The following is a 10926-nucleotide window of genomic DNA, read 5'->3' as shown; positions in this document are numbered from 1 at the left end:
GCCGATCTTCAATGTCGCGACCTACGGCGTCTGCATGGATCTCTTCGAATTCGCCAAGGAGCTCGAAGCCCAATTCAACTGATCACCACGAGTAGAACTACCGAAAATACACAAAAATGAAAGAAACCATGGGAGCGAAAAATGGAGCATACGGCGAGTCGGGCGGTAGGTGAGCCCGCATCTACAGAACTAGTTCGGGGTATTGATTGGCGGGGCGCGTTCTGGGTTGCGAGCGGCGTTCCTGCTCTGGTGTTGTTCTCAATCGGCGGGATCGCCGGAACGGTCGGCAAGGTCGCTTTCCTTGTTTGGACAGTTTCGATGATCATGGGATTTATTCAATCCTTTACATATGCGGAAATCGCCGGACTGTTTCCCAATAAGTCAGGTGGTGCCTCGGTTTATGGCGCGGCTGCATGGCTACGCTACGGAAAGTGGATTGCGCCGCTGTCGGTGTGGTGCAACTGGTTCGCCTGGACGCCCGTGCTTTCGCTCGGTTCGTCAATCGCGGCCGCTTACATTCTGAATGCGCTGGCGCCGATACCACCGGCTGATGCGCCGCAAGTCACGGCGTGGATCAGCGCGCATGCGGCAAGCATTGCGGCAGACAGTCCGCGCGTCATTGAATGGCTTGCTGCCAACGCCGGAAAAACCGCTCAGGATGCAATTTCGGTGCTCCTAAGCGCGGATGGCGTCGCCGCCTTCACGCCGGCAATTCGCGAGTGGACACTGGCATCCGGCGCAATCGGGCCGGTGCATTTCTCGTTTAATTCCGCGTTCTTTATCGGCGCAGCGCTGATGCTGTTGACCTTTGCAATCCAGCATCGTGGCATCGTCGGTACGGCGAGCGTTCAGAAATATATTGGTCTCGTTGTTATTATTCCGATGCTGATCGTCGGCGTCGTGCCGATCCTGACCGGCCAAATCGACTGGTCGAACTACTCTCCAATCCTGCCTTTGAAGGAAGCGTATGCTCCGGCGGCGGGGCAGTGGGATATTCCTGGTTGGACTCTGGTGCTCGGCGGCCTGTTCATCGCGGCGTGGTCGACTTACGGGTTTGAAACGGCGGTCTGCTATACGGCCGAGTTCCGCAATCCCGGCAGCGACACTTTCAAGGCGATCTTCTACTCGGGCCTCTTGTGTCTGCTTCTCTTTATTCTTGTGCCGTTCACCTTCCAAGGTGTCCTCGGCCTTGATGGGATGCTCGCGCCATCGGTTGTTGATGGTTCGGGTGTTGCGGAAGCCATGGGCAAGATGGTCGGCGGAAGCGGCTGGATCTCCGGACTGCTCGTGATGATGATGATCCTCGCCTTGATGCTGTCGATCATGACGACAATGGCGGGCTCATCGCGTACGCTCTACCAGGCGTCCGTCGACGGCTGGCTGCCGCGCTATCTCAGCCATACGAACCACCATGGTGCACCGACGAGCGCCATGTGGACCGACCTTATCGCAAACCTCTGTCTGCTTGCGATCGCGGCCGCGGATGCTGCAAGCTTCTTCTTTATTCTTGCGGTTTCAAACTGTGGCTACATCATCTTCAACTTCCTCAATCTGAACTCGGGTTGGATCCATCGTATCGACAACGCCGATCGGCCGCGTCCTTGGAAGGCGCCGTCGATCCTCATCGCGCTCGGAGCCATCCTTGCTTTCGTCAATGCCACGTTCATGGGCGCGGGCGCGAAGGTTTGGAATCCGAATGCGCTGTGGGCCGGACTGTTCACCGCCTCGCTGATCCTGCCGGTGTTCTGGTTCCGCCACTACGTCCAGGATAAGGGTCGCTTTCCTGCACACATGTACGAAGACCTCGGCGTTGCTCCTGGCGAGATGGCCAGCCGCAAAGCTGGGATCCTGCCGTACCTGACGCTGGTCGCGGGCTTGGCAACTGTGCTGATCGCTAACTGGTTCTTCCACATGTAGCGGCAGCGGGTTGTCCGTCCGGATCTGGTTCCTCGGTCCGGACGGACAAAGATTAAAGAGGGTGGCGGTGCCATCGCCACCCTCTTCGGCTCAATCTTCAAATCCGGTCCGTGACCGTGTGAACAAGAAGGGCGGAATTACGATGACTGGCGTCAAGGCAGTGGATGTGCACACAGACGAGCATTCATGTTTGTCTCAGCGTGCGTGTGTCGTTCGCATTTCGGAAGTTGCGCCGGGCGTTAAACAGTTTGAACTCCGCGGAGCAGCTGGCTCACGGCTTTTGCCTTTTTCTGCGGGCGCGCATGTGGTGATTACCATTCGCGACCAGGATCGCGTTTTGCGCAATCCGTATTCTATTATGGGAACGCTGCCTGAAGGCGACGGATATGTCATCAGCGTTCGCAATGCGCCGGAATCGCGCGGCGGCTCATGGTTTTTGCACAATCGCGTTCAGGTCGGTTGTGAACTTGAGATCGGCCAGCCCATCAACAATTTCGCGGTTGCGAATGGGGCACGCCGGCACATTCTGATTGCGGGCGGCATGGGCATTACTCCGATGCTCGCGATGCTCGAGGAACTGCAACGAGACAAGGCGAATGTTGAGCTGCATTACGCCGTCCGGTCAGAGATTGACGGCCGCTTCGTTTCAAAGCTGCCGAGTGACATTACGCGTGTCACCTGGATTTACAGCTCCGACCGCGGCGAGCGCATTCCTCTCCAGTCGGTTCTGGGAGAGCGATCAGCCGGATCGCACGTCTATGTCTGCGGGCCACGACGCATGATCGATGCCGTCCTAGATGCGGCTCGCCGTTCCGGTTGGCCGAAAGAAGCAGTTCATTGCGAAGGCGCGGATGCGGTCGAAGGGCTGAAGGCAGTGCCGGCTCATGATCATGATGTTGAGCGAACAAGCGCGTACAGCGATAGCGGCATGCTTCAGTCATACTTGATGAAGATGCGCGAATTAACCGAGCCGGCTATTCGACAAAAACCCTCGCATCAGACACTGAATTCGCCTTTGCGAAAAGCAGCGAAAGAAATTCCTGCGGGTTGTTCTCTTAAATAACGCGCGCTGGAGCCGGGTGCGGGAAATGCCGCGTCCAAAGACGAATAACAAACGGTAAGCTGGAGACGTTCAATGCACGGCACAATTCAAAAAAGAAGTTCAGCCCTTAACGACCGCCACCGGGCGTTGGGATCAGATCTGTCGTCCTCGTGGAACGACATGCCCATTCCGCAGAATTATAAAGCCTGCCCCTATGCCGAGACGGAGATCGTCCGAAACAAGGCGGGGCTGTTTGATGTATCCGCGCTGAAGATGGTCGATGTCGAGGGGCCGGATGCGCTGGCATTTCTCAATCATCTGCTTACGTCGGACATCTCGAAGGCAAAGCGCGGCGACTCGCACATCAGCAATATCGTCAACGAGGATGGCGCCCTCATCGACGACGTTCTCGTCTATGTCGATGGCGACAGCAAGTATCGCGTGTCGCACGGCGGCGGCTCGTTCGAGGAAGCGGCAGCGGCAGCGAAAGGCCGCTTCAATGTCACGATCGCACGTAATGACGATGTCCACATCCTGTCGCTGCAAGGACCGAAGTCGTTGGAGACTTTGGCGCCTCACACGCCGATGAAACTCGACGAGCTTCAGTATTTCCATCACGAAAAGACAACGCTGTTTGGGCGTCCGGTGGAGATTGCGCGTGGTGGTTATTCGGCCGAGCGCGGGTATGAGGTGTTCTGCAGCGCGAAAGATGCCGAGTTCATGTGGGATTCGATCCTCGCCGCGGGCAAGGACAACGGTGTGACGCCCATATCGTGGTCGTGCCTCGATATCATACGAGTGGAAGGCGGCCTTCTATTCTTCCCGTTCGATATGACCCACGGCGATACGACGCCTTGGGAGGTGCGCGCGGATTGGACGGTCGATCTCTCGAAGCCGGATTTCATCGGCAAGAAAGCGTTGACGGCCAAGAAGGGAAAAGAACGCTCCTTCATCGCAGGTCTTGAAGTCTTGCACCACGAAGCCGTCGCTCCGCTTTCCAAAATCTTTTCCGATGGCAAAGAGGTCGGGATCGTCACGAGCACGACGTTCAGCCAGCATCTGATGAGGTCACTTGCGATGGCGCAGATCGCGCCGGCGTTCACTAAGCTCGGTACCGAGCTTACGATTCGCGACAACGGCAAGGACTACACGGCGACCGTTGTCCGGATGCCGTTCTACGATCCGATGAGGCTTAGAACGCACCCCGTCGTTTAGCGCGCATTCCTTCCCGTGCGCGCATCTTGGCCGGAGGTTCAGCGTACCTCCGGCTTTTTTTGTTCAGGATCGTGGCAGCAGTATTTTCAAAGTATTTTCAAAAATCCGGCGTTGAGTTCTTACGCGTGATGACCGTTCTCCATCGCAATAGTGCGGATGCGGCGAGGTAGAGGGCCGTAGGTCAGGCAGTCTGTTGATCGGCGACGGAAATCCGTCCGCGATGGTTAGCGCCTGTGGCAGCGGTCGCCGTTTTGGGTGATATCTGCAACACCTCCGGTCGTGGAATAATTCCAGACTTCTTACCGAACTCCCGGCGCACATCGAAAAGTCCAGCAAAACGCGTCTGTTTGCTAAAGATGCGGCGTTAGGGGCGAGAGCATTCTTTCTCTCTTTTTGTTGACTTATTCCGTAATGTTTATCAGAGTGTTTATGCCCGATCCCTGCATAGACTTGGACCGGGTTCTTCGCCTGCAACCCCCGAGGGAGGGTGCGACGAGAACGAGGCAAGCCCGCCACGGTGCGCAATAAGCGCTAGCCAGCCAGCCCGTTACACAATTTGAAACAACGGGGGTTGTTTATAGCGATGCGCAGTATTGATAGTTTTTATAGTTCGCCAAGCCTCAGATCATTTGCCAGATCGTTGTCTCTCGGTCTCTCTGTCGCGGCGCTGTCGGTTGTGAGTGCCGCGAATGCGCAGCAGACCGAACTGCCGGGCATTAACGTCCAGAGTGCCAAGGCAAAAAAATCGAGCGCTGCCAAGAGCAAGCCGAAGCCGAAACCGGTTCAAGCGGCAGCGCCTGAGCCTGTGGAGGCGCCGCCTCCGGCAGAGAGCTCGGGACAGATGTCGGCCAACACCGACGCGCCCTATAACACGCCCGCCGGCATTAGCGTTGTTACGAGCAACGAACTCTCGACGTTCGGCAATGGCGACCTCAATGATGCGTTGCGCTCGCAGCCGGGCACATTCACGCGCATCAGTCCGCAGAACGCGGGTGTAGCCGTCAACATCCGCGGTTTCGAGGGCCAAGGCCGCGTCAACATGATGATCGACGGCGTTCGCCAGAATTTCCGGTTCCTCGGGCATGAGGCATCGGGATTTACCTATGTCGATTCCTCGCTGATCGGTGGCATTGATGTTCAGCGCGGTGCGGTTTCGACGGCAGGCGGAGCGGGTGCGCTGGCTGGTGTTGTCAATATGCGCACGCTCGATGTTGAGGACATTCTACGGCCCGGCCAGAATTTTGGTGGGATTACGAAGCTCGGCTGGGGAAGCAACGGGCAGGGCTTCACCGAGATGGGCGCGGCAGCTGCAGCAGTCGGCGGCATCAGTGTTGCTGGCGCGGTGAGCCACAAGCAGCCCGACGATTATGAGAACGGAAGTGGTGTTGCCATTCCGCGCACGTTCCAAGATCTGACGTCGGGTCTCTTTAAGGTCAATTTGGCTCCGGACTCGGAGCAATCACTCCGGTTTGGCGGCGTCTTCTATAACAATGATTTCTTCGCCAACTCATACTTCCAGAACGTTCAGACGCAGACGTACACCGCGAAGTATGCCTTCAATCCGATCGGAAACGATCTGATCAATTTCAGGCTGAACGGTTACTACAACCACGCTAAGATGCAGTACGGGACGGATTCGACGCCAAACTCGGGCGGGTCCGGATCAACTCCGAACCAAGGCAGCGCCTGGGGGCGTGTCGTTGACGATACCGGGATGGGTGCCGACATTTCGAATACGTCCCGATTTAATCTCGGAGGTATTCGAGTCAAATCGCAATATGGCTATGAATTTTTCGGGGATGACGTTGATACATACAACCGCTTCCGGCCAGTTGCCGGCGGAGGTGTGAACGGCTCGGGCTATACGTCAACGAGTGCATTCTTCTCCGAGACGACATTCTCAAAGAGCATCTTCGACCTTATCGTTGGCCTCCGTTATGACATGTACGGCCTGAACGGTACGGTAAACATCAGTCCCGCAGCAGGGTTGCCCAATCCGCCATATATTCCGGGACCCTATAATCTCGATAAGAGTGGTGGCTCATTCGATCCAAAAGTTACGCTCGCAGCACAGGTAACGTATTGGCTGCAGCCCTACATCACTTACTCGGAATCGATGCGTGCGCCGACGATCAGCGAACTGTTTGCAGGTGGTACGCATCCAGGCGCCTCCGGTGTTGGGTTCGCACCGAACCCGTTCCTCAATCCTGAAAGTCAAAAGGGCATCGAAGTCGGTGCCAACATCAAGCAAGATGGCCTCTTCACGCCTGCGGACTCGTTCCGCTTAAAGGGCGACTACTATCATATGAACGTGGACAACTATATAGCTTCGTGCACCTCGACGCTTGGTAGTAACTACTTCTGCAACACCGAGGGTATCTCGACAGTCCAAGGCGTCGAACTTCAGGGTATGTATGACGCCGGGTATTTCTTCGCAGGGTTGAGTTACACCTACACGCATACAAATTTGCCGTCGCAGACGGACGGTTTCGGCGCCCACAGCTATGTTCCTGAGCATACGGTTGTTACGTCCGCTGGTGTTCGGCTTTTGGATCGCAGGGTGACGCTTGGCGGCCGCGTCTCGTATTTCTCGGAAAGCGATGTCGGAGACATCAACGTTAGCGGATTCTACGCTAGCCGGTTTATGCCCGGATATACGCTGGTCGATTTCTTCTCGACCTACAAAATTACCGAGAACTTCGAACTCGGCTTCAATGTCGATAACGTCTTCAACGAAGATTACACGCCGGCGCTTACAACCGCGTTCTTCGATGGGCCGAATTGCTACGGCTCAAATCTTCCAGGCTGCAACGCGACCGGTATGGGCCGTACGTTTTATCTGACAGCGAAGGCGCAATTCTAGGCCGCAGGGGAATGCGACCAGCGTCTGATAGCTGCACAACGAGGTGAACATCGGCGGGCACAACAGCCCGCCGATATGGCGTTTTCGGATCGCGCCGCGCGATCCGCCATGTAAAGGAGAGCGGGACTATGTTTATCGCAATGAACCGGCTGAAGGTCGTCAAAGGTTCGGAGCACGAGTTCGAACAGGTCTGGTTCAACCGCAAAAGCACGCTTAGCGAAATGCCCGGCTTCGTCGTTTTTCACCTCGTGAAAGGTCCGGAGCGCGAGGATCATGTGCTGTACGCGTCGCATACCGTCTGGCGTTCGCGCGCCGACTTCGAAGCATGGACGAAGTCCGAACAGTTCCGCGACGCGCACACAAACTCGGAAGGCAAGCAACGGTTCTCGTTGATTTCCGGGCCGGAATTCGAGGGTTTTACCGTCATTCAGGAAGTCACGCCTGAAGGCGCGCGCCTGGTCGCCGCCGCCTAAGTCAAATGCTCCCCCGGGCTCGCACAGGTCAGGCGCAGATGGTTTTTCTAGCCTCGTCCAGTACCACGACGCGAAATGCAAATACGCATGGCCTTGCGCGTGATACGGTATCGCCGTCGCCGCGAATGCCGCGAACGCTGACGCTCGTCAGCGCAGAGGGCGCGCCGCCAGCGATACCGATCGTGCAAGACGAGCGCTGGCTTTCCGGTGGTTCATCGGCTGCGACGTCCTCGGCTCCTTCCGTCGCTGCATTGAAAAGCCCCGCGCAATGGCTGCGCGGTGCGGCAATCGTCTTTTCCATTTGTCTGCATGCTGCGATCGCTTCGGCGATGTTCGACTGGTCTGATAGCGATGATCAGTTCGGCACGCTGTCGGATAAGACCGATGCGATTAGCTTGTCGACTGAGCAGACCGTGGTTCTGGAATCGATCGAGACGGAAGCCGTGCAGACGGCGTCCGCAGCGTCGGCTGCCTCGCAAGCGGGCAGCGTGCAGGCAGCAGATTCCGCACCGCAGCCGCTGACCGAAGTGAAGGAAGCGGTTGAAGCGACCGAACCGCCGCCGGAACAGGTGGACGTTGCCGAGGTCACGCCGTCGGCCGCCATTCCCACAGATGATCCGCTGCCGGTCATTCGCGGACAAGCGCCGCCTGACGAGGTTCACGAGACAAAGGCTATACAAACCGCGGAAACGCTGGAAGAGGCAAAGCCCAGTCAAATAAAGTCGAAGGACGTCTCGGAGGAGGAAAACAAGAAAGAGGACGCCGAACGGAAGGAGAAGCAAGTTACGGCCCAAGCGGCGTCGCGCGCATCCATGGCCGGCAGCACGACCTCGCGGGCCAGCATGGCGCAAGCGCAAGTCAGCGGCCGCGTTTCGGCAAGCCGAGGAAGCGTTCTCAACTACGCGGCGCGCATCCGCGCCATCCTCGCTCGCCATAAGCCGAGCGGTGACGGATATCTCGGCACGACGCGAATTTCGTTCGGGCTGACGGAGTCCGGAGATCTGCGGTACGCGGAGATTGCGATCTCATCCGGCAAGGGGACGCTGGATCAGGCAGCCTTGGCGGCGGTACGTCAAGCTGCTCCATTCGGAGCGGCGCCTCCCGACGCAACAGCCACCCAGCTTCAGTTCACGATTCCGTTTTATTTTCGTTAGGGTGACGGTGTGTCGCCGTCTGATGCCAAGCGCGCGCTAGCACATAAAGCAACGCGATTGCGAAGGCATAGAAGCTGAGCATGAAAAGAATAACTGGAAACGCTTGGCTGTTTGGCATGGCGCATCTCCGAACTTCCAATCATATGGCTGTTTGCGTCCTGAACTGAAGTTAAACAACCCGTGACGAAAGCGTTCGTACTAAAGTCGGCAATCTCAGGTTCGATTATTGCGAGGGATTTTAGCGGGCTCCGCGAGCCCGTTGCGATCCATGCATGGCAGACGCGCGCTGAGCGATGCGCGAGATGCCGGTCGTCACAACTTTTATGAAACGCTGAAAGTTGAGGTGGCCACGCCATGGGGCATTGACGTGATAGCGACGCCGTCTCGTTAATCGTTGCGCGCGGGAGGAGTTCGTTTTTGCCGTTTGGGCCGGGCTTGTATGCCGCGTTCCGTATCGGACAGACGTTCCATGAAGTTCGAGAGCGACCGGGAATTTATGATCGTGAGCAGCGTCAACAGGAGCGTGGGAACCAGCACGGCGATGAACGACCAGATACGCCAGGGCAATGGTTCGTCTGCCCACGCGAGAACGTTCATGCCGAGAAAACCCGTAACCGTCGTGCCGATGAGGCCCAGCGTCGTCACGACGGTCAGGCGCGTCATCGTATCGTTCTGCCGCCGCAATGCCTCGTTTTCGAGAAACTCGCTCATTTCCTGAATCTCCTGACGAATGTCGTCATAGAGCCGGTCGAGCTCGAGATGCGAGCGGCAGAGCGTGAAGAGTTCGCGCGCCTGTGTCTGGTTGCTGACGGAATGAAACCAGTATCGGTGCGTGAAGCGAAGAAAGGTCTCCAGCGTCTTGCGGGACGCCATGCGGAACGATTGCACGGCGGTTTTATCGTGCGCATCGAGCCGGCTCATCGCCTCCGTCAATTGATCGGAGAACATCAGCAGCGCGGCTTTGTGAAAATGGGCAAGCAGAAAAACCAGGAAATGCTCATGACGAAAGCTGTTTTGGCAGCCGTGACTGATATCGGTAAAAAATGGATTGTCGGCGTTGCCGGTGACGACAAGAGTATGTCCGCATGACATGTACCGGCTTTCGGGCCACTCGACGCCGTTGTACTGGCCGTAATATCGGTCGTAGCAAAATGCGGATTCGAAATTCGCGAGATGACTTTCCGAAAAGGGAAGTTCCTCACAGTTACCCGGTCCGGAGGCAAATGCGAGACGGACATAATCGGCGCGGGTCAAAGCGGTTTCGGCGCTTGCTGCAAGAAAATCCATCTGCGGCATGCGCGAATATTCAAGCTGTTTATAGCGGATGCGCCCAGGAAGGTCCGAGTGATGCGGGACCAGCGGGTGAAGCAGGAACTGCCAATGGGTGGCAACGCGCGCTGCCCGTTTCAAGCAAACCTGCGTGAGGAATTTTTCGCGATCCTGGTGGTCTGATGCCGCCAGAACGCTGCCGTCGCCGCCAAGAAATTCGACGCTTTCGGGACAATGCCCTCCGGTGCCGTTTTCCTCCCAATACGCGGGATAAGTCCGTCCAAGTCGGAACATGACGTCCTGCACGGATTGAAGAGGGAGATCGCTCGCGTGCACTTCAAAAGCCAGGATGGCAACGTCGATCTCATAGAAAAAGTAGAGATCGATATGCGTGACGTCGAGTTCGAGGGGGGCGGCGCCAGCGGCCAGCGTGATGCGTATCTTCGCGATGTCGCTTCGGCGAAACGCCTTGATCGGACTTTCGGCACAAACCGATCCCGGCTTGCCGCGGCCGCTGCCATAGAGAAGCCGCTGCACGGGCGGCAGGAAGGTCACGAATTCGCTATAGTGGCGCGCCTGGAAATCCTTCGGGTCGCCGGTGAATTCGTCGGCAATCTCATACCAGGGATTGTTCGGCCCAAGCGTCGGGAGAATGGCTCCGTAGTCTTCTACCGTCGCGGCACTGCTTTCGGGAACGAGCTGGATGGGCCATAGCAAAATCTGGCGAAACGTCTGGATATGTTTGTCCGCAACCCCCTGCAGAGGTTCAGGTTTAGATTGATCGGCAGGTCGCACTTCGTCCAGCATCAGCTTACCCGGATGGTAGCGAGATCATATTGGGGCAACCCGTATGTCGCTTCTGCGACAGTACCGTGACAGGGGACCGAGCAGGCGCGGATCACCTGCCTTCAATGAAGTTTATGCATGCGTCGGAAATATATACCAACGCCGGGCGGAGAGCGGTAAATTTCCTGTTCCTGAGATTGGAGCAAT

At 57.1% G+C, this 10926-nt stretch carries 7 protein-coding genes; 6 read left to right on the top strand and 1 reads right to left on the bottom strand.

What is annotated here, in order from left to right; genetic code table 11:
• Nucleotides 1–141: 141 nt before the first annotated feature.
• The 6 genes from WC026_RS09765 (at nt 142) to WC026_RS09740 (ending at nt 8664) form a co-directional block, all read left to right on the top strand.
• Complete coding sequence (locus tag WC026_RS09765) at nt 142–1917, top strand: APC family permease (RefSeq protein ID WP_372710720.1); 1776 nt, start codon at nt 142–144, stop codon at nt 1915–1917.
• Nucleotides 1918–2059: 142 nt separating this feature from the next.
• Nucleotides 2060–2980: a ferredoxin reductase gene (locus WC026_RS09760; RefSeq protein ID WP_372710719.1), complete on the top strand. Its 921-nt coding sequence runs from the start codon at nt 2060–2062 to the stop codon at nt 2978–2980.
• A gap of 72 nt (nt 2981–3052) precedes the next feature.
• Nucleotides 3053–4174 (top strand): aminomethyltransferase family protein, encoded by a 1122-nt coding sequence (locus WC026_RS09755; RefSeq protein ID WP_372710718.1) that lies wholly within the window; start codon nt 3053–3055, stop codon nt 4172–4174.
• Between the two features lie 640 nt (nt 4175–4814).
• Nucleotides 4815–7037, top strand: coding sequence for a TonB-dependent receptor domain-containing protein (locus WC026_RS09750; protein WP_372710717.1), 2223 nt, complete (start codon nt 4815–4817; stop codon nt 7035–7037).
• A 128-nt stretch (nt 7038–7165) separates the two neighbouring features.
• Nucleotides 7166–7510 (top strand): antibiotic biosynthesis monooxygenase, encoded by a 345-nt coding sequence (locus tag WC026_RS09745; protein WP_372710716.1) that lies wholly within the window; start codon nt 7166–7168, stop codon nt 7508–7510.
• A gap of 125 nt (nt 7511–7635) precedes the next feature.
• Complete coding sequence (locus tag WC026_RS09740; protein ID WP_372710715.1) at nt 7636–8664, top strand: TonB family protein; 1029 nt, start codon at nt 7636–7638, stop codon at nt 8662–8664.
• Nucleotides 8665–9051: 387 nt separating this feature from the next.
• Here WC026_RS09740 and WC026_RS09735 read toward each other — a convergent pair whose 3' ends face one another.
• The gene (locus WC026_RS09735) at nt 9052–10740 is read right to left on the bottom strand and encodes a CorA family divalent cation transporter (protein ID WP_372710714.1); all 1689 of its coding nucleotides are present in this window, start codon (nt 10738–10740) and stop codon (nt 9052–9054) included.
• Between the last annotated feature and the right edge of the window lie 186 nt (nt 10741–10926).

Origin of the sequence: Hyphomicrobium sp. (assembly GCF_041674905.1) — a bacterium.
Taxonomy (GTDB): Bacteria; Pseudomonadota; Alphaproteobacteria; order Rhizobiales; family Hyphomicrobiaceae; genus Hyphomicrobium_B.
This window is presented reverse-complemented; position numbering and strand designations above follow the sequence as displayed.

Bases quoted from the DNA above. Each gene is read 5' to 3' on its own strand.
- WC026_RS09765 (WP_372710720.1), top strand. From the start codon at position 142: ATGGAGCATACGGCGAGTCGGGCGGTAGGTGAGCCCGCATCTACAGAA.
- WC026_RS09760 (WP_372710719.1), top strand. From the start codon at position 2,060: ATGACTGGCGTCAAGGCAGTGGATGTGCACACAGACGAGCATTCATGT.
- WC026_RS09755 (WP_372710718.1), top strand. From the start codon at position 3,053: ATGCACGGCACAATTCAAAAAAGAAGTTCAGCCCTTAACGACCGCCAC.
- WC026_RS09745 (WP_372710716.1), top strand. From the start codon at position 7,166: ATGTTTATCGCAATGAACCGGCTGAAGGTCGTCAAAGGTTCGGAGCAC.
- WC026_RS09740 (WP_372710715.1), top strand. From the start codon at position 7,636: ATGCCGCGAACGCTGACGCTCGTCAGCGCAGAGGGCGCGCCGCCAGCG.
- WC026_RS09735 (WP_372710714.1), bottom strand. From the start codon at position 10,740: ATGCTGGACGAAGTGCGACCTGCCGATCAATCTAAACCTGAACCTCTG.